A 25,225-nucleotide genomic window follows, 5' to 3' on the forward strand; every position below is an offset into this window, starting at 1 on the left:
CCTTTCAAAGCAAGGGCTTATCGACCGGATCGTAGCTCAGCCAGAGGGTGGCTTCGCCCGATCATCCGAGCCCGCATCACGAACCTCTTCCACGAGGCGAAGGAAGCGCTCCGCGAGAGGCGCCGTCTTGTTCAAGGTCTTCGCCAGGGCTATTCCGGTATTCGCATCGCGCGCGCGCAACTCGCGATGGTCGATCCCCGGCAACCCTTTGGAAGCGTAAACCCGCGGCAGGATCGCGATGCCCAGGCCCGCGCCGACGAAGCCGAGCAACGCGCCGCCATCGCTGCTCTGCTGCACCACCCGGGGCACGAAACCCGCACGTCTGCAGAGTGCCAGCGTGTGCTCGAACAGGCCGCTGCCGACCTGCCGCTTGAACGCGACGAAGTCCTCATCCGCGAGGGCGTCGAGCTCGACCGGGCCGTCGCGGCGGGAAAGAGGATGATCTGCCGAGAAGAAGACCTCGAGCCGGTCGCGCCATAACTCGATCATCTGGATGCTCCGGAGCGGCGAGCTTGGCACGAGCGGGCGCAGAAAGCCGAGATCGAGCTGATCATTCGCCAGCATCTGCAGCTGGGTCCCGGTCGGCAGGTGAGACATGTCGAGCGCAACATTGGGATAGCGCTGGCGGAACGCTCTCAGAATGCGCGGGAACATCTCATGCATCGGAACCGACGCCAGAAAGCCGATGCGAAGCCGGCCGGCTTCTCCGCGGCCCGCGGATTTCGCCAAGGCGAGCGTGTCGTTGAAGCGATCGAGAAGGTCCCGGAACGGCTCGAGCAGAAACTTCCCGGAGGTCGTCAATTCCACACCATGCGTGGTGCGGTGAAACAGCGTCGTCCCGAACTCCTTCTCAAGGTCGCGGATCTGGCTGCTCAGCGGGGGCTGACTGATGTTCAGCCGCTCCGCTGCACGCCGAAAGCTTGCTTCCTCCGCCACTGCCAGAAAATAGCGCACATGCCGGATTTCCATGGGGATCAGCCTCGATGATGTCGGCCCAGTGATACGTTGAAGCTTTCACGAGGCCCCTTAAAATATATTGGACGATATCGCTCCCGGCACGCAACTTGGCGGCAACGAACTCGCGGCGCCACTGACCGCCGAGTCTTACGGGAGGTTTCCGGGCGCATGGCTGATCTTCCAGCCTCCATCGAGATTCACGAGGAAGGCCCGCGCGAGGGCTTCCAGATCGAGCCGGGGCCGATCGCGACAGCCGATAAGGTGCGGCTGATCGAGGCGCTGGCCGAGACCGGCCTCAAGCGCATTCAGGTCTGCTCCTTCGTCAATCCACGGGTCGTTCCGGGCTGGGCCGACGCCGACGACGTCGTCGCGCAGATGAAGCCCAAAGACGGCGTCAGCTATACGGCGCTGTGGTTCAACGAGAAGGGCCTCGACCGCGCCCTCGCCGCTGCCGACAAGCTCACGCTCTACGGTTCGATCTCGCTGACGGCTTCGGAAGCGTTCACGCGCAGAAATCTCAATCGCAGCCATGCCGAGCAGGTCGAGGCGAGCCGCCGGCAGACGGCTCTCCACATCGCGCGCGGCGTACCCGTCAAGCGGGTCGGCGTGATGGCCGCCTTCGGCTGCAACTATCAGGGAGACGTGCCGCGCGAGCAGGTGATCGCGACGCTGCAGGACGGCTTCGGCGTCGCCGCCGAAGCCGGTGTCGAGATCGAGCGGATATCGCTGTCGGATACGATGGGCTGGGCGACGCCGCCGCGCGTCGAGGCGCTTGTCGGCGAGGTCCGCGCGAAATGGCCCGACAAGCGCATCACGCTGCATCTCCACGACACCCGGGGTCTCGCGGTCGCGAACGCCTATGCGGGCCTGAAAATGGGCGTCGACTTTTTCGACTCCACGGTCGGCGGGCTCGGTGGCTGCCCCTTCGCCGGCCAGAAGGGCGCGGCCGGCAACATCAGCACCGAGGAACTCGTCCTTCTCTGTCACGAAATCGGCGTCGAAACGGGCGTCGACCTGGATGCCCTGATCGAGGTGGGGCGGATGGCCGAAGCCATCGTCGGCCACACCCTCCCCAGCGAACTGATCCATGCCGGTTCGCTCGACGCCCTGCGAGGTTCCGCCTGATGTCCGCCAAGCCGTTGCGAGGGCTCAAGGTCCTCGAATTCAGCCATATGATCATGGGGCCGACGGCGGGTCTCCTGTTTGCCGACCTCGGAGCGGACGTCGTCAAGATCGAGCCCGCGCCGGAAGGCGACCACACCCGCAGCCTGCCGGGATTTGGCGCGGGGTTCTTTCCGGGCTTCAACCGCAACAAGCGCAGTCTCGCGATCGACCTGAAGAATCCGGAGGGACGCCGGGCCGTCCACCGTCTCGTCGCCGGTGCCGATATCGTCATCGAAAACTACGGCCCCGGAACGATGGAGCGGCTGGGCTGCGGCTATGAAGAGCTGAGCGCGGTCAATCCACGTCTGCTTTATCTCGCCTTGAAGGGCTTTCTCGGCGGTCCCTACGAGAGGCGGCCGGCACTCGACGAGGTCATCCAGTTCCAGACCGGCCTCGCCTATATGACCGGCCCGCCCGGAAGGCCGCTTCGGGCGGGATCGTCGATCACCGACATTCTTGGAGGGATCTTCGGGGTCACCGCCGTCCTCGCCGCGCTCTCGGAGCGCAATCGCACCGGCAAGGGCCAGAAGGTCGGCAGCGCCCTGTTCGAAACCGGCGCCTTCCTGATGCTGACGCATATGGCGGGTTTCGCCGCGACGGGCAACGACCCTCGCCCGATGCCGATCCGGCATGGAGCCTGGGCCATCTACAACGTGTTCGACGTCGCCCGCGGCGAGCAGGTCTTCATCGGCGTGACCAGCAACATGCAATGGAGCCGCTTCATCGAGATGTTCGGCCTGCAGGAACTCGCTGGCGATCCGCGTCTGGCGAGCAACGCGTTGCGCAACGCCGAACGGAGCTGGTTGCTGCCGCGCATCCAGGAAGCGCTGCTGCCGCTTGCGCGCGACACCGTGCAGGAGCGCTGCGTGGCCGCCTCGATTCCCTTCGCCCCGGTCGGCAAGCCCACCGATCTCTTCGATGACGCGCATCTGCTCGCAAGCGGAGGCTTGCTTGACGTCGCCGTCACCACACTCAGCGGGGATGCCAGGACCTTCGGCCTCCCTGCCCTGCCGGTCGGCTTCGATGGCGCACGCCCCGGCATCGAGCGCCAGCCGCCGACGCTCGGCGAGCACACCGTCGAGATCCTGACGGAGATCGGGCACACGGCCCAGGAAATCGCCCTCATGGACAAGGCGGGCGTGATCGCGGGCCCTGACCTCAACCGGCTTTTGTCTTCGGCCGATCTCATCGGCGCAGTTTTGGAGAGCAAGACGTGACGGCACCTGCAAGCGGATTGGTGGTCAGCGCCCACCCCGGCGATTTCGTCTGGCGCGCCGGTGGCGCAATCGCCCTGCACGCCCGCCGCGGCGTGCGAATGAAGATCGTCTGCCTCTCCTTCGGCGAGCGGGGCGAGAGCCAGGGCGCATGGAAGCAGCCCGGCATGACGCTCGAAGCCTGCAAGAGCGCGCGACAGGCGGAAGCCGAGGCTGCCGCGGCCGTACTCGGCGCCGAGATCGAGTTCTTCGACGCCGGCGATTACCCGCTGCATCTGACCTCCGCGATGCTCGACCGGATGATCGATATCTATCGCGAGCTCATGCCCTCCTTCGTGCTCACGCATGCCGATGCCGACCCGTACAATGTCGACCATCCGGAGGCCGCCCGCTTTGCCCGCGAGGCGCGCATCGTGGCGCAGGCGGCCGGTCACAAGCCCGGTCCGCAGGTCAGCTACAATGCGCCCCAGCTCTACGCCTTCGAACCGCATCAGCCCGAGCAATGCGGCTTCCGGCCCGACCGGATTCTCAACATCACCGAGGTCTGGGAGGTGAAGCGCAGGGCTTTCGAGGCCTTGCCGGCGCAGCGGCATCTCTGGGACTATTATGAGCGCGTGGCCCTCAACCGCGGCATGCAGGGCGGGCGCAACTCCGGGCGGCCGATGACCTATGGCGAGGCCTTCAGCTCCGCCTATCCAGAGGCCGTGGAGGCCTTCGCATGAGCGAGCTCGGGATCGTCGTCACGGATATCGAGCGCGCCGCCGGAGCGATCATCGACGAGCTCGGCAAATGCGGCGTCGCGACGTCGCATGAGGCAGCCGGCCGCGCGCCGGGCTTGATGGACCCCTATCTGGGGCCGATCTTTCCGGGAGCCGCGATTGCCGGCTCGGCCGTGACGGTTCTGGCCCAGCCCGGCGACAACTGGATGCTGCATGTCGCCGTCGAGCAATGCCAGCCCGGGGACATCCTCGTGGTCGCCTGCACCGCCGCGAATAGCGATGGCATGTTCGGCGATCTGCTTGCGAGCTCGCTTCAGGCGCGGGGCGTGAGAGGGCTCGTCATCGATGGCGGCGTCCGGGACGTCAGCTCGCTGACGGAGATGGGCTTCCCGGTGTGGTCCCGCGCCATCTCGGCCCGCGGCACGGTCAAGGCGACGCTGGGGTCGGTGAATGTGCCGGTGGTCTGCGCCGGAGCTCATGTGCAGCCCGGAGACGTCGTCGTGGCGGATGACGACGGGGTTCTGGTGCTGCCGCGTCAGCGTGCCGAAGCGGTGCTGGCGGCGGCGCGCAAACGGATCGCCGGCGAAAGCCAGCGCCGCGCGCGCCTCGCGGCCGGCGAACTGGGTCTCGACATCTACGAGATGAGGCCGGCGCTGGCGCGGGCGGGTTTGAAATACGTTTCCGCGAAGGAGCGATGAGCTCTCGATCCTACTAAACATCTCCAAAGATAAAAAAATGGGAGGATGACCGATGATGGACAGGCGTGGTTTCTTGCGGATGGGTGCGGCCGGACTGGCCATGTCCGCGACAAGGGCTTCGGCGCAGAACATACCTGCGAATTATCCGCCCGATTACGCGAGGCTTATCGAGGCCTCGCGTGCCGAACCGGATCTCATCGCGTACTCGAACATGTCGCCGGGCCAATGGCGCCCGACGCTTGAGGCCTTCAAGGCGGCGTATCCCTGGATCTCCGTCCAGACATTGGACATCAACGCCAACGAAGCCATGGAGCGCTACTTCGCGGAATCCGCGACCGGCAGCCGCACGGCGGATCTCATCGTCACCGTGGCGCCCGACGCCTGGATCGACATGATCGATCGCAACCAGATCCTGGCTTACGCCTCGCCGGAAGCCGGTGCCTATCCGGTCTGGAGTCGTCCGAGCCCCGGACTCTACACAGCCGCTCTCGATCCGCTCGTCTTCCTCTGGAACAAGGCGCTTCTGCCGGAAAAGCTCTGGCCGACCAGTTTCGCCGATCTCGTCGAGAAGGTGAAAGCCAATCCTGGCATATTTCGCCGCAAGCTCACGAGCTACAGCGCCAACCTGACATCCTACGGCTACAACGCCCACTACTTTTTCGCCAGGCACCATGGCGACAAGGTCTGGGACTGGTACCGCACTCTCGGCCCGGAGACGCGGTTCGAGCGCTCGGCCGGTCCGATGGTCGAGAAGGTGACCACCGGCGAATATGTCCTGGCTTATTTCTGCGGATCTTCGGCCGCCCGCATGGCAGTCCGCGATCCCGCGCGCGCGCGCATCGTCGGCATGAGCTATATCAGCGACGGCACGCCGATGGTCTTCCGGGGCCTCGGCATTCCCATCAAGTCGGCGCGCCCGAATTCGGCGAAGCTGCTTCTCGACTTCATGCTCTCGGAGACCGGGCAAAAGGCGCTGGCGGCAGGCTCGCGCACGCCGGTCAGGCCATCCGTCACGTCCGAGAGCGTCGGCGGCGCCGAGACTTTCTCGCAGATCGAACGGGAAATCGGCACGGAAAATGCGATCCTGGTCAATTACGACCGCGGCCTGGTGAACGACCACGAAGCCTTCGTGCGGAAATGGCGCGAAGCCAACCGCGCCTGACCGACGGTACGAAACGAATGGAACCGTCATGAGCCAGCTGGACATCCCCGCATTCGACGCGCGCGCGATGCAGCGCCGGACCGGGCTCGCCTCGGGGCTGGCGAACCACCCCGCGCGCAGCGTCATCCTGCAATACGTCATCGCCGTCATGGCGCTGGTCCTGGTCGCAGGGCCGATCCTGCCGCTGTTGTACCAATCCGTGCTGGACCGGCCGCTCTATGACGAGCAGGCGCAGCTCAGCATCAGGAACTACTCCGATCTGTTCGGCTCGGAAGGCTTCGGCACGATCATCTACAACACGCTGGTCTTCGCCTTCATCTCGACGATCGTGTCGCAGTTCTTGGGCGTAGTCAGCGCCGTCCTGATCGGCCGCACGAATGTGCCGGGGCGGCGCCTTTTCGGGAGCATGCTGCTTTGGCCCTTGTTCATCTCCCATCTGATCCTGTCGTTCGGGTGGTTTCTGATGTACGGCCCGGCCGGGTACATCACCTTGTGGGTGCAGGGGATCGTCGGCGAGCAGCCCTGGAATCTGTATTCGCTGGGCGGCATGGCGCTCGTCGCCGGCATCTCGCAATCACCCCTGGCGGCACTCTATTGCCTGGGCTCGACCAAGCTCGCCGATCCCGCCCTCGAAGACGCGGCACGCAGCTGCGGCGCGGGTGCGGTGCGCACGCTTGTCTCGATCACCTTGCCGCTGCTCACGCCGGCGATCCTCTATGGCAGCGTGCTCAGCTTCACCAGCTCCCTGGAGATGCTGTCGATCCCCCTCATCTTCGGCGAGCCGGGCGGCATCACGCTTCTGACGACCTATCTCTATTCGCAGGGGGTGGCGGCCCCGCGCCCGAACTACGGCCTGGTTGCGACGGCGGCGACGCTTCTGCTGGTCATCGTGTCCATCCTGGTCTTCCTTCAAGGACGGATGCTGCGCAATGCGCGGCGATACGTCACCGTCGGCGGCAAGGCCTCGCGCAAGCGGCTCTTCGATCTCGGCGCGGTGCGCTGGATCGCCTTCGGCTTCCTCTTCACCTATACGACGCTGTTCATCGTGCTTCCGCTCGGCGTGCTGGTGCTGCGTGCCTTTACGCGCTTCCTCAGCCCGCTCGTGCCGATGGCGGACGTCCTGACGCTCGACAATTTCGCCGCTGTCTTCTCGTCGGAAGCCAATCTCCGCGCGATCGGCAACACCCTCGTCATCGCGATCGTCGGCAGCGCCGTGGCGATTGCCTTCATCGCCGCATTGACCCTCGTCGTTCACCGCTCCGACTTCCGCTTCCGGCGCGCGCTTGAATATGTCGCGCTGTTCCCGCGCGCGATCCCCGGCCTGATCGCCGGCATCGGCTTCTTCTATGCGATGGTCTTCATTCCGCCGCTCGGCTGGCTGCGCAACAGCATCGTCGTCCTGATGGTGGCCTACACGATGCGCTATATTCCTACGGCCTTCGCGAGCCTCTCGCCCGCCCTCCTTCAGATCGGCCCGGATCTCGATCGGGCCGCCCGCGTCGTCGGCGCGGACTGGCTGACGACGGTCCGCGCCATCGTCCTGCGCCTCATCAAGCCGGCGATGTTCTCGGGCTTCGCGATCCTCTTCATCCACTTCCTCAAGGAATACTCCATCGCCATCTTCCTGATCGCGCCCGGCAGCGAGGTCATCGGAACGACGCTCCTCCAATACTGGGTCCTCGGCGAGATGGGCACATTGTCGGCTCTGGCAACGGTCCAGATCCTGCTGACGGTGCTGTTCATCTTCGCTGCGCGGACGCTCTTCAAGGTCAAGCTTTATGACTGAGCTCATCATCCAGGGACTGACCAAGCGCTTCGGCGCCGTGACGGCCCTCAGCGACTTCGACCTTCACATTGCCGATGGCGAATTCGTGACCCTTCTCGGCCCGTCGGGCTGCGGCAAGTCGACGACCCTTGCGGCGGTTGCGGGGCTCGACCAGCCGACGAACGGTTCGATCCGCACCGGCGAGACCGTGCTGTTCGATGGACAAAACGGCTTTTCTCTGCCGGCGGAACAGCGCAATTTCGGGCTCGTCTTCCAGTCCTATGCGTTGTGGCCCCATATGAGCGTGCGCGACAACGTCGCCTTTCCGCTCAAGCTCAGGAAGGTCAAGGGCGCCGAGAAGGACCGGCGGGTGACCGAGGCGCTCGGACTCGTGGAAATGGAAAGCTATGCCGATCGCTATCCGCATGAGCTTTCCGGCGGACAGCAGCAGCGCGTCGCGCTCGCCCGCACGCTGGTCTACAAGCCGGACGTCCTGCTCCTCGACGAGCCGCTCTCCAATCTCGACGCCAAGCTGCGCGAGCGCGCTCGCGTCTGGCTCGGCCAGCTCAAGGATCAGGTTCGGCTGACCACGATCTATGTCACCCATGACCAGAGCGAGGCGCTGGCGCTCAGCGACCGCATCGTGGTCATGAACAAGGGCCGCATCGTCCAGATCGGCACCCCGCATGAGATCTACGCCAGCCCCGCCGACCCCTTCGTGGCCGACTTCATCGGCACCAGCAGCTTCTTCCCGGGCCGGGTCGTCGGAAACGACACCGCCGACGGCAACGTCGTCAGCATCGGCGAAGACCAGTTCCTGCGCCTGAAAAGCCACCGGACCCTGCCGCTGGAAAGTCCAGTTCGCATTTCGGTGCGCCCTGACAGGATGCGGTTGCTGCAATCGAAGGAACAGCGTCCGGGAGAAGATGGCGCCGTCCTGTCGGCCCGCGTGCTGTCATGCAGCTATCTGGGCGCTCGTTTCCAATATGAACTCGACGTCGCTGGATCGATCGCGAAGGTGGAAGCGCAGGCCGACGTCGCGTCCTCGCAGGTCTATCTCTGGGTCCCCTCGGAAGGAGCCGTGCTGTTCGCGGCCTAGGATCGAGCGCGACACCTGCCTCGTGCATGGGCGCAATTCGCACTGGCAGGCCGGCGTTCAGACAGGAGTCCAAACGATCATGATCTCACAATCGCCACGGTGGCGGCCCGTGCTGCAGGCGCTGTTGGACGACACGCCGCGCACAAAGGCAGTCAAGAGCGGCGCGCTCCGCTCCGACATGTTCGACATCTCCTATGTCCAGGCCCAACCGATCCAGGATGGCTTCAAGCAATTCCTGAACGATCCGGGCTTCGCCTTCGGCGAACTTGCCCTGGTGACCTTCCTGCAGGCGTATGAGGCCGGCCGGCCTCTCAGCCTCCTGCCGATCACGCTCAACCACCGCGTTCAGCACCCTGCCCTGGTCCATGATCCGCGCCGAGGCAAGCTGTCGCCGGGGCAACTCGCCGGCAAACGCATCGGCGTCAGAGCCTATGCGCAGACGAGCCCGGCCTGGGTCCGCGGCCTGCTTGACGAACTCTGGGACCTTCCGGCCGACGCCGTCGAATGGGTCACGGTCGAAGAGCCCCACCTGCCCTCGGCCAATCCTCCGGCGACGGTACGGCGCGCTCCCGCCACATCCGGGCTGCGGGACATGCTGCTCGCCGGAGAGCTTGATGCGGCGCTCCTCGTGCCCTCCGAGCGCGCCGGTCTCTCGGCCGTCATCGACAATGGCCTGCCTCGCGATCCCGCGGCCTGGCACCAGTGCTTCGGCCACTACCAGATCAACCATGTCGCCGTCGTATCCGACCGGCTCGTCGCGGATGAGCCGGGCGCGGTCCAGGAGATCGTGCGCCTCCTGAATCAGAGCGCGGATGCTGCGCCGGCCGACCCGAATACGCCAAATATCAATGGCGCGGAAGCGATGCGCTCATCCATCGAGAAAATGATGGAATACTGCGTTCGGCAAGGAATTATATCAAAATCACATGCGGTAGACGCTCTCTACAAGAGCGCTCTCAAGCTGATTTGAAATAAAGCCGGCGACGATGAACTGAGTGCCCCGGCCCTTTATCGTTGTTTGACATCGTCCAGCTTTCTTACCCCCGACGTGCCGCAGTTCCGCGCGCTCGATGGGAGCCTCATGCGCACGGAACGGTGTGCTGCCCTGGCCGGGACCGGCGCAGGAGCCGATGCCGCGGCCGACCGCCGGGTTAATTGCCGGTTCGGGCTAGATCTTATGGGCGTCCAGGGTCGAGGGATGGAACACCTCCTCAAGCGCTACCCGTCGCGACGAGAGCCCCTGCCTGTGGTGATGGTCGAGGAACGCCTCGATGGTAGGGCGGTTCGACGCGACGCCATAAGGCCAGAAATCCGGCCCCATCAGATCCCGCGCAGCCTTGAGCTGTTCCTCGACGAATGGCAGGGTGACTTTCGTCGCCGACGTGTCCGTCAGCTTCAGGATCGCGGCATTCTTGGAGCTCTCGAAGGCCTTGAGGCAGGCCGCCGGCAACCAGGGCTGGGCCTCGACCAGTTCGCGACGGACGCCGATGACGTGCATGATCGGGAAGATGCGCGTGTGCCTGAAATAGCTGATCGCCGCGGCCGTCGGATCGGCGAACAGGCGCATGACCAAGGGGTTCCCCTGATCATATGACGACGGAGCGCGAGGGCCGATGAACGCGTCGATCTCGCCGCTGAGGAGGAGACTGTTGAGCGATCGTCCTTCGGGAGCGTTCTCGATACGGATCTGCGAGGGGAGATCGAGTCTGATCTTCTCCGGCCGCCCCGGCTCTTCGATGCCACCTCGCACCCAGACGACATCGGACGGTTTCACGCCGAAATCGTCCTCGAGGAACGCGCGGGCCCAGACGCAGGCAGTGAGCTGATACTCGGGGATGCCGATGCGGCGGCCAATCAGGTCGCGCGGTTCCCGGATGCCTCGGTCGGACCGGACGTAAATCGACGTGTGGCGAAAGGCGCGCGACACGAAGGCGGGCACGCCCACATACCGGCTGGTTCCCTGAGCCAGCTTGACCACGTGGCTGCTGAAGGAAAGCTCGCAGATGTCGAACTCCGTATGACGGAAAGCGCGGAAGAAGATCTCCTCCGGGTCGAGCGTCATGAAGACCGGGTCCACCCCGTCAATCTTGACCTCGCCATCGATCAGGGGGCGGTTGCGATCATAGCCTCCGATCGCGACGGACAATCGTAGTTTACTCAAGACATGTCTCCCGGGAACGTCTTTGTGTCATTTGGCATGGTCGCGCCAACGGCGCGCTATCCATGCAGCTCGGCGACACCGTAAGCTTCGTCGATGAGCTTTACGGCCCGATAGCAGTCGTAGACATCCACCTCGGGTCGATCGCCGGATTTCCAACGGCGGAGTGCTTCGGCAATGACCTCGTAGCTCGGATTTGTCGTCGGAGTACTTGGGGCGGTCTCTTCATCGTCCGACGTGACGAGGCGCAGCGCGCCGTCTTTCGACATGAGCAGCGCATCCCGGCCCGAAACCTTCCATTCGCCATCCGCACCGTCCAGAAACTTGTCGCGGCTCGGCCCCTTGTACGGGCCGCCTTCCGCGGTGCGACGCGGATAGGCGTTGCCGACCTCCAATGTCCCGAGCACACCGCTTTTCGAGCGAATCAGCACAGACGCGTAATCGTCGACCGAGGTTCCCAAGGCACGCCGGCTGATCTGGGCACCGGTGATCTCGGCGTCCTCCCCGGTCAGATGCAAGAAGGCATCGAAGCCATGGGCGCCCAGATTGCGCAGCGCGCCGCCGTTCGACTGGGACGGGTCGAGCATCCAGGCCGAATTCCACGCGACATAGCGAGCCGATGAGAAGCGATTCATGCGCATGTAGATATGCGACAGCGGCCCGAACCTGCCCTCGTCGATCATCCCCCTTGCCTTGCGCACGAAGGCGGAATTGCGCTGCGGCATCGGCACGGCGGCAAAGCCGCCCTTCGCTCGTGTCTTCTCCGCCAGCGCAAGCACCTCCCGGGCATCGAAACCCATCGGCTTTTCCATGAGGAAAGGAAGCCCCTCGTCGAGAAGGTGATGCCCGACCTCCGCCATCGCGCTGTGGCGCCCGAGCGCAATCACGAAATCAGGCTTCACCGCGCGCAGCATCTCGCGATAGTCGGTGAAAACCGCCACTCCCCCGCCCAGTTGCGCCGCTGTCCATGCGGCGACGTTCGGGTCGGGATCCTGCAAGCCGGCGAGTTGGACGTCCGGCATTTGGTGAATCTGCCGCAGATAGGCGGCATCATAAAGCGCATGCCAATGACTGACTTCAATGGCGGCGACACGGATTGTCATTGCTTTGCCCCCCTCAGTGCTTCCGGGCGAGATTGATTGTAGCGCGCAAGCTGTCGGCATTCCCGCGCATGACAAGGATGCCCTGCTGTGTGCCGGCCCCTCGCAGGCCGATGATCTGACATCGCGCCTGGGATTCGGCCTGCGCCCGCGAACGGTCGGCCTCCATTCGCTTCGCGGTCGGGCACCGATCGCGACTCTGTGACATTGGCGTGACCCCCAGCTTTTCTTTCGGCTCGAAGAACCGCTTGACAAATTAGTTGGTACGCCAATTATTGGTGATAGTCCATACTGAGGCAAGCCCGGCGACACAAAAAGCCGGATCGGAGGAAGAGCGATGAGCGAGCGACGTGGTTTGGCCGAGCGGCCCGATAGCGCGGACAGCAAGTCCGGTCTCCTGGAGGCGATGGAGGCTGTGAACGTTCAACCGCTTTGGGACCGCTATATGCGTCTCAACACGCGGGAGCCGCAGTACTACGAACCCATCATCTGGCCGTGGGCATCGATGTCGGAGCTGATCGAGAGGTCGGCGCGCGAGATCAGCATGCAGGAGGCTGAACGCCGGGTGCTGCTCCTCACCCACCCCGCCTTCCCGGGAACCGTATTCTCGACGCCGACGCTATCGGGCGGCCTTCAGATTCTCGAGGCGGGAGAAGCGGCGCATGCCCATCGCCATACCCTCGCCGCGCTGCGGCTTGCCATGATGGGAGACGGCGCGGTCACGGTCGTCGACGGCAAGCCCTGCCCGATGGAGCCGGGCGACCTCATTCTCACGCCTGCCTGGAGCTGGCACGAGCACCATCACTCGGGAAAGACCCGGGCCGTCTGGTTCGATGGACTCGACTACCCGCTCGCGCGCCAGCTCGGCACCGTCTTCTTCGAGGTGGGGCCTGGCCCGATCCCCGATCGCGGCCTTGCACAGATGGACGATGCAAGTCTGTGCGAAGGCGGCGTGCTGCCCGAGGGCGACGTCACCGTCCCCTACTCGCCACTTTACCGTTACTCGTGGAGCCGTGTGTCGGGAGCCCTGAAGGCGATGCCGCCCGCGGCGGACGGGTCACGTCGCTTGCGTTATATCAACCCGGTCGATGGCGGTCCGATCATGCCGACTCTCGATTGCTTCGCCCTCGGCCTGACGCCGGGTAGTGCGACGGTGCCGATGCGCACGACCGCGACGGCCATGGTCGTCGTCATCGAAGGTGAGGGCGTCAGCCAGATCGGCGATACCCGCTTCGAGTGGAAGCAGCATGACGTCTTCACGCTGCCGCGCTGGCAGTGGATCGAGCACAACGCCACCTCCGGCCCTGCGACACTCTTCCTGATGACGGATCGCGCGCTGACCGACCGTATTGGCCACCTGCGAGAAGAAACGCGTCGGTGAGCGCTGGTCATCACTGGCTGCTGTCGACCTGAAACGGGGGGAAGAATGGCTCAAAAACAGGATCTGGACGTCCTGATCATTGGAGCGGGCATTGGTGGGTTGACACTCGCCTTGGCGCTTCAAAGGGTAGGGATCAGGTGTCGGCTCTATGAGGGCGCACCTGAGTTCAAGCCCTTGGGCGTAGGGTTGAATTTGCTCCCGCATGCCATCCGGGAGCTGGGTGAGCTCGGGATCGTCGAGCGCCTCGTCGAAAAAGGGATTCCGACGCGGGAGTATTGTTTCTACACGAGCCATGGCCAGCATGTTTACTCGGAACCCCGCGGTCAATTCGCGGGCTATGAATGGCCGCAGGTCTCGATCCATCGTGCGGACCTTCATACCGTTCTCGTCGAGGCGGTCCTGGACCGTCTCGGACGCGACGCGATCACCTTCGGCCACCGTTGCGTCGCGGTCGATCAGGCTGGCGACGAGGCCATCGTGCATTTCGGGGATGCAGCCGGCGTCGTCATCAAGACAGTGCGGGCCAGCATCGTCATCGCCTGCGACGGCGTCCATTCCGCCGCGCGCAAGCAATTCCATCCCGAAGAGGCGAAGCCACGCTATCAGGGCACCACGCAGTACCGCGGCGCGACCCGATGGAAGCCGTTCCTGAGCGGCGCCAGCATGGTCTATATGGGGACCTATGAGACGGGTAAGCTCATTACCTATCCCATTCGCAACGACATCGACGGCGAAGGCAGGCAGCTCATCAATTGGGTGATCGAACTGTCACGCCCGAATGAGCAGACGCGCGACTGGAACCGGGAGAGCAGCGTCGAGGAATTCATAGGCCATTTCGAACATGCGCGGTTCGATTGGCTGGATATTCCCGCGATGCTCCGTGCCGCCGACGTGATCCTGGAATATCCGATGGTGGATCAGGATCCTCTGCGGTTCTGGACTGCCGGGCGCATTACCCTTCTCGGCGATGCCGCTCACCCCATGATGCCACGCGGCTCCAATGGCGCTGCCCAGGCGATCATCGACGCCAACACGATCGCCGTTCTCCTGGCCGGCGGGGACGATCCGCTCGCCGCCCTCAAGGAGTACGAGTCGAAGCGCCTGAAGGCCACCGGCGACGTCGTCATCGCCAATCGCAGCCAGGCGCCGGACGCCATCCTCCGAGTCGTCGAGGAACGGACAGGCGGAAAGCGCTTCGACCACATCAACGACGTCATATCGCAGACAGAACTCGTGGCCTGGCAGGATCGCTATCGCAAATTGGCGGGCTTCTCTGCGGAAGACCTGCAGTCGCCCCGCAAATCCGCGTGAAATCATCGCGAAAGGCAATCAGGAAGCACGACACCTCAGTTCATCTCGGTGCGATCCACTGAATGTGGCGCAAAGGATTCGAAGGCCCCGCCGGCATCGGATCGAAACAAAAAAGGCGGACTTATTCCAGTTGGGAGAGAAACCACATCATGTCAAAGCATCGGGGACTAGCGCTCCTTACCACCCTTGTACTCGCCGCAGGCATCGCCTCCGCAGCGGCACAGGATTTCCCGTCAAAGCCGGTCACGATCGTCGTGCCGTTTCCTCCGGGAGGCGTCGCTGACCAAGCAACGCGGCTTGTCGCGGCCAAAGTATCCGACAGCATTGGCCAGCCGGTGGTGATCGACAACCGGCCCGGCGGCGGCGGTCAGGTCGGCGCGATGGTAGTCAAGCAGGCCAAGCCGGATGGCTATACTCTGTTCTTGGCAAATATCGGCAGCCACGCCATCAACCAATCCCTCTATGCCAAGCTCTCTTACGACCCGGTGAAGGATTTCTCGCCGGTCACTGAAATCTTCAGCATGTCGCATGTGCTGGCTGTGCCGAAAAACAGCGCGGCCAAGACACCGGCTGATCTTGTCGCGTTGTCCAAAGCGAAGCCCCTCTCCTTCGCTTCGCAAGGCATCGGCAGCGGCGGCCATTTGCTCGGAGAGATGTTCAAGTCCGGGACGGGAAGCAATGTCGTCCATGTGCCGTACAAGGGCACGGCACAGATCCTTCCCGACCTGCTGGCCGGCCGGCTCGATCTCATCTTCGACGGTATTCCCGGCTCTGGTCCGCTGGTCCGCGACGGCAATCTCAAGGGGCTGGCCGTCACCGACAGCAAGCGCTCGGCGATGCTGCCGGACGTGCCGACCATGGCCGAGGCGGGATTTCCTGGCTATGAGCTCAGTGCCTGGTTCGGCATCGCGGCGCCGGCGAATACGCCCGCGCCGGTGATCAACAAGCTCAATGCCGAATTCATCAAAGCACTGAAGCATCCCGATGTCGTCGCTCGCATGACGGAATTCGGAGTGAACATCATCGGCAACTCGCCCGAAGAGTTTGCCGCCGTCATGGCGTCTGAAACCACGCGTCTTGGCCAGGTCGTCAAGGCCTCTGGCGCGCGCGCCGAGTAACGTCTCGGCGCAGCCTGCTGCGCCGTTCTCCCAAACCTCAGCTCGATGAGATGGAGCAAGTCATGCCTTTGCTGGGCAAGGGTGCGCTCGTCATGTGGTGCGACATCGCGCCGGAACACCATGCTGCGCATGACGAGTGGCATTCGAACGAACACTTCCTGGAACGCCTTGGTATTCCGGGCTTCCTGCGCGCCAGACGGGGCGTCTCGATAAGTGGCAACGCCCCGCGATACTTCGTTCTCTACGAAGTCGACCAACTCGCGACAATCGCCTCACCCGCCTATCTGGCCCGCCTGAACAATCCCTCCGTATGGACTCGTTCCATCATGGCGTTGGTCCAACGCCTGAGCCGCACCCCGAGCCAGGTGACCGCGAGCCACGGATCGGGAATCGGCGCCTATATCCAGGCCGTTCGCCTGACCCCGCGCGACGATGGCGCGGGCTCAAGCGAACTTCGCCGGTGGCTCGTCGAAACCGCACTGCCGTCGCTCATGTCGCAACCAGGCGTCGTAGGCGCGCATCTCCTCGAGCATGCGCCCGCTTGGGCGCCGCAAGCTACGCATGAGCAGGCGCTGCGCGGTCGCGCCGACGACACCGCCGATTGGATCCTTGTCGTCGAAGGCTATAGCGCCGCAAACCTGGAAAGCGCGACCGCCAGATTGCTTCCGCCGGACGAGGTGATCCGGCGCGGCGCCGCCGGTTCACCCGTCTCAGGTTTCTATCAGATCGCCCATATGGTGACGCCTGCGGATCTGCCCCCTTCGGAACCCACCGTGGTGGACGCAGACGAAGACGAGGCCCGGAATCACTGGCGGTCCCAACAATTAGCAGCCATCGCGGAAGGAGCATGAGCATGCGGCTTCATCTGAATCAGGAAGTCCTCGCCGGCCTCATCTTCGCCTCATTGGGGGGTCTCGGCCTCTGGCTTGGAAGCAACTATCCGGTCGGCTCCGCGCTACGCATGGGGCCGGGATATTTGCCAACGCTGTTGTGCTGGCTCCTCGTCGGATTGGGGGCGACCATCGCGATCCGCGGCGTGGCGATCGGCGGCGAACCGATTACCCATTTCAACATTCGCTCTTTGATCCTGATTGTCGCGGGCGTCCTCGCCTTCGCGGCCCTGGTCGACCGTCTCGGCCTGGCCATCGGCACAATCGCCGTGATCATGATCGGCGCCCTCGCCGGCCACGAATTCAAGTTCCGGGAGATGGCCGCCCTCTCCATCGGCCTCGCAATCGCAGCCTCGGTTCTGTTCGTCTTTGTTCTCGGACTGCCGATCAAAATCCTTGCGGGTTGGAGGTAGAACCCATGGAAATCTTCGACAACCTGGCCCTCGGCCTCTCCGTCGCCTTCACCCCCATGAATCTTCTCTTCTGCTTTGTTGGCGTTCTGATTGGAACGCTCATCGGCGTCCTGCCGGGGATCGGCCCGGTGGCGACGATGGCGATGTTGCTGCCGATCACGTTCTATCTGACTCCGACGGCGGCGCTCATCATGCTGGCGGGGATCTACTACGGGGCTCAGTACGGCGGGTCCACCACGGCAATTCTGATCAATACGCCCGGTGAATCCACCTCGGTCGTCACCTGTCTAGACGGGCACGCCATGGCACGTCGCGGTCGCGCTGGCGCTGCGCTTGCGGTCGCCGCAATCGGCTCCTTCTTCGCCGGCACCGTCTCGACGCTGCTCATAGCGCTGGCCAGCCCGCCTCTGACCCGCGTCGCGCTGCAGTTCGGCCCGGCAGAGTACTTTTCCTTGATGGTGCTGGGTCTCGTCGGAGCCGTCGTGCTTGCGCAGGGCTCGCTCCTGAAAGCCCTCGCCATGACCTGTCTCGGCCTGCTCCTGGGACTCGTCGGAACCGACCTGAATACGGGTGACCTTCGCTACACCTTCGACATTCCCGAATTGATCGACGGCATCGGCTTCATGCCGATTGCGATGGGGCTTTTCGGCATGTTCGAGATCATCAGCAATCTCGAGCATCGGCACGACCGGTCCGCGAGCAGGGTCATCGGCTCGCTGATGCCGTCGCGCGATGAAATGCGCGCGTCGATCATGCCCATCCTGCGTGGCACGGGCATTGGCGCGATCCTCGGCGTTCTGCCTGGTGGCGGGGCCTTGCTGAGTTCCTTTGCGGCCTACGCCATCGAAAAGAAGATCGCCAAGGATCCGTCCCGTTTTGGACATGGCGCGATCGAGGGCGTAGCGAGCCCTGAATCGGCCAACAATGCCGGTGCGCAGACCTCGTTCATCCCGATGCTGACGCTCGGCATCCCTTCGAACCCCGTCATGGCGATGATGCTGGGCGCGCTGATGATCCAGGGCGTTGCACCGGGCCCGAGCGTCATGACCCAGCAGCCCAGCCTGTTCTGGGGCGTCATCGCCAGCATGTGGGTCGGAAACCTGATGCTCGTGGTGATCAATCTGCCACTCGTCGGCATCTGGGTCCGGTTGCTGACAGTTCCCTATCGCTTCCTGTTTCCCTGCATTCTCTTCTTCTGCGTCATCGGCGTCTATACCGTGAACAACTCCGCGTTCGAGGTCGTACTCGCCGCGATTTTCGCCACGCTCGGATACGTATTCTTCAAGGTTGGCTGCGAGCCCGCGCCGATGCTGCTCGGGTTCATCCTCGGGCCGATGATGGAAGAGAATCTGCGCCGGGCGATGATCCTTTCCCACGGCGACCCGACCGTGTTCACGACCGAACCTATCAGCCTGGGCCTGTTGATCGTCTCGGCCGCGTTGCTCGCCGCCGTCGTGCTCCCCGCCCTGCGCCGGACACGAGAAGAAGCATTCAAGGAAGCCTGACGGCGCCAAGACGGAGATCGCTCACAATGACCACGCTCGTCCGCTATCGCCGGCCATCGGCCGGAATTCACCCGCCTCACCTCTACCCGGACTACACATCCACCATAAAGCGGGCCCCCAAGCAGCCTCTCGTGCTGATCCCGCACCAGCTTTCGGAGATCACCGGCCCTGTCTTCGGTCATGGACGCATTCGCGCCGAAGACCACGATCTGACCCGCATGCATGCGGCCGAGCCTCTCGGAGAGCGGATCATCGTGACCGGCCGCGTGCTCGACGAGGATGGGCGCCCTGTCCCTCACACGCTCGTCGAATTGTGGCAGGCCAACGCCGCCGGCCGGTATCTCCACAAAAATGACCAGCATGCCGCACCGCTCGATCCGAATTTCAGCGGCGCCGGGCGCACGGTCACCGACGCAACTGGGCAATACCGCTTCGTAACGATCAAGCCGGGCTCCTATCCCTGGAAGAACCACGCCAACGCCTGGCGCCCCCAACATCTGCACTTCTCCGTCTTCGGGCCGAGCTTTCTCACCCGCATTGTCACCCAGATGTATTTTCCCGGTGACCCGCTGATGGCTTATGACCCGATCTACAACAGCATCCATGACGAGAAGGCGCGTGAACGCCTGATCGCGCGATTTGACCTCGACGTGACCGAACCCGACTGGGCCCTGGGCTACCGCTTCGACATCGTTCTGCGCGGGCGCGACGCGACCCCCGAGCACCACTGAAGGAAGCCGCCCGTGACCATGACGCTGACAGCATCCCAAACCGTTGGGCCGTACTTCCACATCGGGTTCGAAGCCCTTTACACGACCGACCTGACACTTGCGGCGGCGCAGGGGCAGAGCATCACCGTGACCGGGACGATACTGGACGGAGACGGCCAGCCGATTCCCGATGCGGTTCTGGAGCTCTGGCAAGCGGATGCGACCGGACGCTACCATCATCCCGAAGACCGACGAAACGAAGAGCCGGATCAGTCCTTTTTCGGGTTCGGCCGGATTCCCATGCGTGACGATGGCTCCTTCAGCTTCAAGACGATCAAGCCCGGGCGCCCAGAAAGTACCGACGGTCGCCATCAAGCTCCGCACATCAACGTGACCCTGTTCATGAGAGGGCAGCTCACGCATCTCGTGACGCGCATCTACTTCGGCGACGAGCACGCGAACGAGCAGGACCATGTTCTGGGATTGGTCGATCCACAACGGCGCCACACGCTGGTCGCGCGCCTGTCGTCAACGACGCCATACGAATACCGATGGGACGTTCACATGCAAGGTGCAGCAGAAACCGTCTTTTTCGATGTGTGATGGCGGCATGGCCTGTCGGGTCGGAGCGGGCTCGGAGCTGACCGGTCGATTCCGGCCTGAGCATAGTCCTGCCTGAGCCTAGTCCTCTGCGACGTTGAACGATAACATTCGCGATTCTTGGGTCGCCTTGAAGGCGGCTTCCGCTGCAAAGATTGTCCGAAGCTTGTTCAGGCACGTTCCGAAATGACGCTTGAAGTTTTCTACTCGCGAGCCGGCCACCTGATCCGCCGCATGAACCAGATTGCCGTCGCGATCTTTCTTGAGGAGACGAGCGAGCTCGGTCTGACAACCGTGCAATATGCAGCACTGCATATGATCGACGAGATCCCCAACGTCGATCAGGCCAGTCTGAGCAGCATGATCGCCTTCGACAAGACGACGATCGTCAAGGTCTTGGACCGCCTCGAGGAAAAAGGTCTCATCACGCGAGAGCGTTCCGAAACGGATCGACGGCGCCAGCTCCTGAACGCCACGAAGCGCGGCCAGGAGGTCGTCAGGCAGATCGAGCCCATGATCAATCGCTGCGAGGAGCGCATTCTCGCCCCTCTCAGCGCGCCGGATAAGCGCCGTTTCATGGAAATGTTGACCCAGATCGTTCGGGTCAACAACACGTTCAGCCGCGCGCCGCTCAATGACGAGCTGCTCGAGGATTTCGCGGCACGCAAGAACATCTCGCGGCCGAAAAAGCCGATCGACGCGAAGGTCGCCAAGCCGAGCAAAACCTCTCGAAAGCGCGACGCGTCCGGGCCCGCTTGACGCTCTGATCGGCGCGGGAGCGCGCCGCTCGTATGGGGGGCGGCGCGTATAAGTCGCACGCTATTTGACAGCATACCAACTATTGGTATACTTTCTTATATCCGGTTCGCCATTGCATGCGCTGAGCACCATCCTGGGCAATTTCGGCGCGGCATACGGCGGCACGCAAAGAAGAAGGATTGAATGATGAAGCTGTGCCGCTTTAATGACGACAATGTCGGCGTGGTATCGGACGGCAGGGTTTTCGACGTTACCGAACTGGCCGAGAGCTTGTCATCCAGAATTGCCGCTGATGATTTGGGCGATCCTTTCGTATGGAGCATACGAGACCTTCGCAAAGCATTGCCGGACAGTCTGACGAGCTTTCGTTCCTTTTCGCTGGACAAGGTCGATCTCCTGTCTCCAGTGAAGTTTCCCGGCAAGATTGTCGCGGCCCCCGTCAACTACATGGCCCATATCCTGGAGATGCAGGCGAGCAACATTTCACCCGGCCATAATATTCCCGAGATTGGAAAGGCGGGTCTGTTTCTGAAGGCAACGTCTTCTCTGGTCGGCCCCTCGCAGGGGATCGCCCTTCGTTTTCCCGATCGACGCACGGATCATGAAATCGAACTCGTCGCCATCATCGGCGAGACGGCGAGTTGTGTTTCGCGCATGGACGCTCTTGACCATGTCGCCGGATATTGCCTCGGCCTGGATATCACCGTCCGCGGAACGGAGGACCGCAGCTTCAGGAAGTCGATTGACTCCTACTCTGTTCTTGGCCCCTGGCTGACCACGGCCGACGAAATTCCCAGCCCGAACGATCTTGAACTGACCTTGCGTCGGAATGGCGATATCAAGCAACACACTTCGACGGCCGACATGATCTACGATGTCGCGCGCATCATCGAATTCGCATCCTCATTCTATACGCTCTATCCCGGCGACATCGTTTATACCGGGACACCCCAGGGAGTTGGACCTATCGAGCCGGGCGATCGCCTCCATGCGGAATGCCCGGCTTTGGGCGCCATGAGCGTGACGGTTCGCGCATATTCGGAGCAAAGACCCGTGTAGGATAATGGCGCCTCGGGCTACCACGCTGCGCCGGACAATTGCGATGTGACGCTGCAGCCGAGCGCCCCCGACCTCATTTTGCCCGATGTGCAGCTTCGCCCGGTGCCGAGGCCGGCCATCGCGTGGCATTGCTGCCCCAGAAATGCCCAGCAAGCCTCGGCCATATCCTCGGCGGCCACCACGCCGCCGGGAGAGCCCGGTGTCGGCCCATTCCGAGGACGCACCTCACCATTTGGGATCGCTTGAGCGCCGGGATGGTTGCCCTATTCGGCAATCGTCAGCGTCATTCCATCGAATGCCACTGCGATATTGTCCGCCAAGCGGCTGGCGAGGCTCGCATAATCCAGATCGACATGGAGATTGGTCAGGATCGCGCGTCGCGGCTTCAGCGCGGCGATGGCATCGAGCGACTGAGCCAGATGGAAATGGCTGGGATGCGGCGTCTCGCGCAGGCAGTCGAGAATCAGGATATCGAGGCCGGCCATGGCTTCCATTGCTGCCGGCGGGATCAGGCTGACATCGGGCAGATAGGCCAGCGAGCCGAAACGGAAGCCGAGCGCTTCATAATTCGGCCCGTGCTCGACCCGGAATGGCAGCGCTTCGATCAGTCCGCCGGCGCCGTCGATTGTCTGGCTACGTCCGGCAGTGATCTGGTCGAGATCGAGGATCGGCGGGTAGTAACTGCCTGCCGGCGTCTCGAAGAGATAGCCGAAGCGTGTGCGCAGCGAGGCTTGTGTGGTTGTATCGGCATAGATGCGGATGCGCTGGCGCATATGCAGGACAAGCGCGCGCAGATCGTCGATGCCATGGCTATGGTCGGCATGGTCATGCGTCATCAGCACGCCGTCGAGCGCCTCCACCTCGGCGGACAAGAGCTGTTCACGCAGGTCCGGAGAGGTATCGACGAGAACCCGGGTCGTACCGTCCGGTCCCGAACGCGTCAGCAGAATCGAGCAGCGGCGCCGGCGATTCTTTGGATTGCTCGGGTCGCAGGCACCCCAACCGGAGCCAGGCCTTGGCACGCCACCCGAGGAACCGCAGCCGAGGATCGTAGCCGTCAGCGTCATGGCGCGGGATCAGGCGACCCGCGCAACCGGCGCGGCGTGGTCCATCTTCCAGTAGCAGCGCCGGGCGTTTTCGGTGGTGATCCGAGCGGCTTCGTCGAAGGGAACGCCGATCGCATCCGCCAGAACCTTCGCCGTTTCAACGACATAGGCCGGCTCGTTGCGTTTGCCCCTGAACGGGACGGGAGCCAGATAGGGCGCATCCGTCTCGACCAGCAGGCGCTCGCGCGGCACCATCCGCGCGATGCGGCGCAGGTTCTCCGAGGTCTTGAAGGTCAGGATGCCGGAGAAGGATACGTAGAAGCCGAGTTCGACACCGGCCATGGCGAGCGCCTCTCCCGCCGTGAAGCAGTGCAGAATCGCCGGGAAAGCGCCCTTCCCGGTTTCCTCCCGCAGAATCGCGATCATGTCGTCATCCGCCTCGCGGGCGTGGATGACGAGCGGCAACTGCGTCATCCGGGCGGCCGCGATGTGGGTTCGCAGCCCGTGTGCCTGCGCATCGCGCGGGCTGGAATCGTAGTGGTAGTCGAGCCCGGCCTCCCCGATCGCGACACAGCGCGGATGGCCCGACAGTTCCGCCAGCCGCTCGGCCGTGATGTCGAGCTCCTCATGCGCCTGATGCGGATGGGTGCCGACCGAGAACCAGACCGACGGGAAGCGCTCCGCGATCGCAGCATAATCAGCGAAGCGCGCGACGCGGGTCGAGATCGTGACCATCCGGCCGACGCCCGCGGCTTCGGCCCGCGCGATATAAGCCGGCAGCTCCGCCGCGAAGTCCGGAAAGTCGAGATGGCAGTGTGTGTCGATGACCATCACGCCGCCTGACCATCCTCGGGCTCGACATAGCGCGGGAACACCGCGCTCGGCGCCGGCAGCGGTGTCCCGCTGGCCAGACGTCCGATCTCGCCGAGCGCAGCAAAGCTGCGCGCCTCAGCAGGCACGCCGAGCAGGTCAAGCAGTTTGCCCGCTGCCTGCGGCATTACCGGCTGCACCAGGATCGCGACTTGCCGGATCACCTCGATCGTAACGTAAAGCACGGTGTCGCGGCGCGCCGGATCTGTCTTGGTCAGGCGCCAGGGCTCGTTGGCGGCGAAATAGCGGTTCGCCTCCGCCACCACCGCCCAGATATCGGCCAGCAGGCTATGCAGGGCGAAATCCTTCATCATGTCGCGGGCCTTCGCGAGCGCGCCGTCGGCCATGGCGAGCATGGCCTTGTCCGCCTCGGTCAGCGTCCCGCAGGGTGGCACCCTGCCCTCGCAGTTCTTGGCGATCATCGACAGCGAGCGCTGCGCCAGATTGCCGAGGTCGTTGGCGAGGTCGGCATTGATCCGCCCGACAATGGCATCATGGCTGTAATTGCCGTCCTGGCCGAAGGAAACCTCGCGCAGGAAGAAATAGCGCAGCTGGTCGACGCCATAGGTCTCGGCGAGGTCGAAGGGATCGACCACGTTGCCCAGCGACTTCGACATCTTCGTGCCCTTGTTCAGCAGGAAGCCGTGGCCGAAGACGCGCTTCGGCAGCGGCAGCCCCGCCGACATCAGGAAGGCCGGCCAGTAAACCGCATGGAAGCGCACGATGTCCTTGCCGATGATGTGGACATCGGCCGGCCAATAATGCGCGCGGGGGCTCGCGGGATCGGGGAAGCCCGTCCCGGTGAGGTAGTTGTTGAGCGCGTCGACCCAGACATACATGACATGCTTCGGGGCGCCAGGAACCGGCAGGCCCCAGTCGAAGGTCGTGCGGCTGATCGAGAGATCCTCAAGGCCTCCCTTGACGAAGGAGACGACCTCGTTCCTGCGCGTCTCCGGCGAAATGAAGTCCGGGACCTCATCGTAGAGCTTCAGCAGGGCGTCCTGGTACTTGGCGAGGCGGAAGAAGTAACTCTCTTCCTCCACCCACTCGACCGGCGTCCCCTGCCCCCCCAGGCGCGTGCCGTCGGGCTGGAGGGTCGTCTCCTCCTCGCCATAGAAGGCCTCGTCGCGCACCGAATACCAGCCGGAATACTTGGCGAGATAGATGTCGCCATTGGCCTCCATGCGCCGCCAAAGCTCGTCGGTCGAGACCTCGTGGTCGGGGTCGGTCGTGCGGATGAAGCGGTCGAAAGAACAGCCGAGGCGCTGCTCCATCTCCTGGAACCGCGCCGCGATCTTGTCGACGAACTCCTTCGCCGACAGGCCGTTCTGGGCCGCCGTGCGCTGAACCTTCTGGCCGTGCTCGTCCGTGCCGGTCATGGCGAAGACGTCGTAGCCGTCGAGCCGCTTGAACCGCGCGATCGCGTCGGCCGCCACCATCTCATAGGCGTGGCCGATATGCGGCGGCCCGTTGGTGTAATGGATCGCGGTCGTCAGGTAGAATTTCGGGGCGGTTGCCATCATCTGT

Annotated in this window: 24 protein-coding genes; 18 read left to right on the forward strand and 6 right to left on the reverse strand. The window is 63.6% G+C overall.

Going from position 1 to position 25,225, the window contains the following annotated elements; all coding sequences use genetic code 11:
* Nucleotides 1-36: 36 nt before the first annotated feature.
* Nucleotides 37-969 (reverse strand): LysR substrate-binding domain-containing protein, encoded by a 933-nt coding sequence (locus AC1DEZ_RS02335; protein ID WP_476778473.1) that lies wholly within the window; start codon nt 967-969, stop codon nt 37-39.
* A gap of 156 nt (nt 970-1,125) precedes the next feature.
* Here AC1DEZ_RS02335 and AC1DEZ_RS02340 point away from each other — a divergent pair, with 156 nt between their 5' ends.
* The 8 genes from AC1DEZ_RS02340 (at nt 1,126) to AC1DEZ_RS02375 (ending at nt 9,748) form a co-directional block, all read left to right on the forward strand.
* Nucleotides 1,126-2,082 (forward strand): hydroxymethylglutaryl-CoA lyase, encoded by a 957-nt coding sequence (locus AC1DEZ_RS02340; RefSeq protein WP_476778474.1) that lies wholly within the window; start codon nt 1,126-1,128, stop codon nt 2,080-2,082.
* Nucleotides 2,082-3,338: a CaiB/BaiF CoA transferase family protein gene (locus tag AC1DEZ_RS02345; protein WP_476778475.1), complete on the forward strand. Its 1,257-nt coding sequence runs from the start codon at nt 2,082-2,084 to the stop codon at nt 3,336-3,338. Before AC1DEZ_RS02340 ends, AC1DEZ_RS02345 begins: the two co-directional genes overlap by 1 nt.
* A complete protein-coding gene (locus AC1DEZ_RS02350; RefSeq protein WP_476778476.1) occupies nt 3,335-4,057 on the forward strand; it encodes a PIG-L deacetylase family protein in 723 nt (240 codons plus the stop codon). The genes AC1DEZ_RS02345 and AC1DEZ_RS02350 overlap by 4 nt, the downstream gene beginning before the upstream one ends.
* The gene (locus AC1DEZ_RS02355; protein ID WP_476778477.1) at nt 4,054-4,752 is read left to right on the forward strand and encodes a 4-carboxy-4-hydroxy-2-oxoadipate aldolase/oxaloacetate decarboxylase; all 699 of its coding nucleotides are present in this window, start codon (nt 4,054-4,056) and stop codon (nt 4,750-4,752) included. Before AC1DEZ_RS02350 ends, AC1DEZ_RS02355 begins: the two co-directional genes overlap by 4 nt.
* A gap of 100 nt (nt 4,753-4,852) precedes the next feature.
* Nucleotides 4,853-5,914: an ABC transporter substrate-binding protein gene (locus tag AC1DEZ_RS02360; RefSeq protein ID WP_476778478.1), complete on the forward strand. Its 1,062-nt coding sequence runs from the start codon at nt 4,853-4,855 to the stop codon at nt 5,912-5,914.
* A gap of 28 nt (nt 5,915-5,942) precedes the next feature.
* Nucleotides 5,943-7,700, forward strand: a complete 1,758-nt coding sequence (locus AC1DEZ_RS02365; protein ID WP_476778479.1) for an ABC transporter permease — start codon at nt 5,943-5,945, stop codon at nt 7,698-7,700.
* Nucleotides 7,693-8,778 carry an ABC transporter ATP-binding protein gene (locus AC1DEZ_RS02370; RefSeq protein ID WP_476778480.1) on the forward strand — a complete coding sequence of 362 codons (1,086 nt, stop codon included), beginning with the start codon at nt 7,693-7,695 and terminating at the stop codon, nt 8,776-8,778. The genes AC1DEZ_RS02365 and AC1DEZ_RS02370 overlap by 8 nt, the downstream gene beginning before the upstream one ends.
* Nucleotides 8,779-8,857: 79 nt before the next feature.
* Entirely contained in the window at nt 8,858-9,748 is an 891-nt protein-coding gene (locus AC1DEZ_RS02375; RefSeq protein WP_476778481.1) for a type 2 periplasmic-binding domain-containing protein, read from the forward strand.
* 198 nt (nt 9,749-9,946) lie between these two features.
* Here AC1DEZ_RS02375 and AC1DEZ_RS02380 read toward each other — a convergent pair whose 3' ends face one another.
* A complete protein-coding gene (locus tag AC1DEZ_RS02380; RefSeq protein WP_476778482.1) occupies nt 9,947-10,939 on the reverse strand; it encodes a substrate-binding domain-containing protein in 993 nt (330 codons plus the stop codon).
* A gap of 56 nt (nt 10,940-10,995) precedes the next feature.
* The gene (locus AC1DEZ_RS02385; protein WP_476778483.1) at nt 10,996-12,039 is read right to left on the reverse strand and encodes a Gfo/Idh/MocA family protein; all 1,044 of its coding nucleotides are present in this window, start codon (nt 12,037-12,039) and stop codon (nt 10,996-10,998) included.
* A 334-nt stretch (nt 12,040-12,373) separates the two neighbouring features.
* Here AC1DEZ_RS02385 and AC1DEZ_RS02390 point away from each other — a divergent pair, with 334 nt between their 5' ends.
* From AC1DEZ_RS02390 to AC1DEZ_RS02435, 10 genes are all read left to right on the forward strand, one after another.
* On the forward strand, nt 12,374-13,417 hold the full coding sequence (locus AC1DEZ_RS02390) for a cupin domain-containing protein (RefSeq protein WP_476778484.1): 1,044 nt from the start codon (nt 12,374-12,376) through the stop codon (nt 13,415-13,417).
* 45 nt (nt 13,418-13,462) lie between these two features.
* Nucleotides 13,463-14,728 carry a flavin-dependent oxidoreductase gene (locus AC1DEZ_RS02395; RefSeq protein WP_476778485.1) on the forward strand — a complete coding sequence of 422 codons (1,266 nt, stop codon included), beginning with the start codon at nt 13,463-13,465 and terminating at the stop codon, nt 14,726-14,728.
* 62 nt (nt 14,729-14,790) lie between these two features.
* Nucleotides 14,791-15,846, forward strand: a complete 1,056-nt coding sequence (locus AC1DEZ_RS02400; RefSeq protein WP_476778486.1) for a Bug family tripartite tricarboxylate transporter substrate binding protein — start codon at nt 14,791-14,793, stop codon at nt 15,844-15,846.
* 62 nt (nt 15,847-15,908) lie between these two features.
* On the forward strand, nt 15,909-16,697 hold the full coding sequence (locus tag AC1DEZ_RS02405; protein ID WP_476778487.1) for a hypothetical protein: 789 nt from the start codon (nt 15,909-15,911) through the stop codon (nt 16,695-16,697).
* Nucleotides 16,698-16,699: 2 nt separating this feature from the next.
* The gene (locus AC1DEZ_RS02410; RefSeq protein ID WP_476778488.1) at nt 16,700-17,149 is read left to right on the forward strand and encodes a tripartite tricarboxylate transporter TctB family protein; all 450 of its coding nucleotides are present in this window, start codon (nt 16,700-16,702) and stop codon (nt 17,147-17,149) included.
* A gap of 5 nt (nt 17,150-17,154) precedes the next feature.
* A complete protein-coding gene (locus AC1DEZ_RS02415; protein ID WP_441513121.1) occupies nt 17,155-18,654 on the forward strand; it encodes a tripartite tricarboxylate transporter permease in 1,500 nt (499 codons plus the stop codon).
* A gap of 26 nt (nt 18,655-18,680) precedes the next feature.
* Nucleotides 18,681-19,385 (forward strand): protocatechuate 3,4-dioxygenase subunit beta, encoded by a 705-nt coding sequence (pcaH, locus tag AC1DEZ_RS02420; protein ID WP_476778489.1) that lies wholly within the window; start codon nt 18,681-18,683, stop codon nt 19,383-19,385.
* A gap of 18 nt (nt 19,386-19,403) precedes the next feature.
* On the forward strand, nt 19,404-19,967 hold the full coding sequence (pcaG, locus tag AC1DEZ_RS02425) for a protocatechuate 3,4-dioxygenase subunit alpha (RefSeq protein WP_476778770.1): 564 nt from the start codon (nt 19,404-19,406) through the stop codon (nt 19,965-19,967).
* 183 nt (nt 19,968-20,150) lie between these two features.
* Entirely contained in the window at nt 20,151-20,723 is a 573-nt protein-coding gene (locus AC1DEZ_RS02430; protein WP_476778490.1) for a MarR family winged helix-turn-helix transcriptional regulator, read from the forward strand.
* Nucleotides 20,724-20,906: 183 nt separating this feature from the next.
* Nucleotides 20,907-21,782, forward strand: a complete 876-nt coding sequence (locus AC1DEZ_RS02435; protein WP_476778491.1) for a fumarylacetoacetate hydrolase family protein — start codon at nt 20,907-20,909, stop codon at nt 21,780-21,782.
* Nucleotides 21,783-22,045: 263 nt separating this feature from the next.
* Here AC1DEZ_RS02435 and AC1DEZ_RS02440 read toward each other — a convergent pair whose 3' ends face one another.
* From AC1DEZ_RS02440 to metG, 3 genes are read right to left on the reverse strand one after another with little or no spacing between them, the layout of a single operon-like run.
* On the reverse strand, nt 22,046-22,849 hold the full coding sequence (locus AC1DEZ_RS02440) for an MBL fold metallo-hydrolase (protein ID WP_476778492.1): 804 nt from the start codon (nt 22,847-22,849) through the stop codon (nt 22,046-22,048).
* A 9-nt stretch (nt 22,850-22,858) separates the two neighbouring features.
* Nucleotides 22,859-23,659, reverse strand: a complete 801-nt coding sequence (locus AC1DEZ_RS02445) for a TatD family hydrolase (protein WP_476778493.1) — start codon at nt 23,657-23,659, stop codon at nt 22,859-22,861.
* Complete coding sequence (gene metG / locus AC1DEZ_RS02450) at nt 23,659-25,218, reverse strand: methionine--tRNA ligase (RefSeq protein WP_476778771.1); 1,560 nt, start codon at nt 25,216-25,218, stop codon at nt 23,659-23,661. Before metG ends, AC1DEZ_RS02445 begins: the two co-directional genes overlap by 1 nt.
* Nucleotides 25,219-25,225 lie beyond the last annotated feature (7 nt).

The sequence above is a fragment of the Allobosea sp. 10L422 genome (assembly GCF_056395345.1).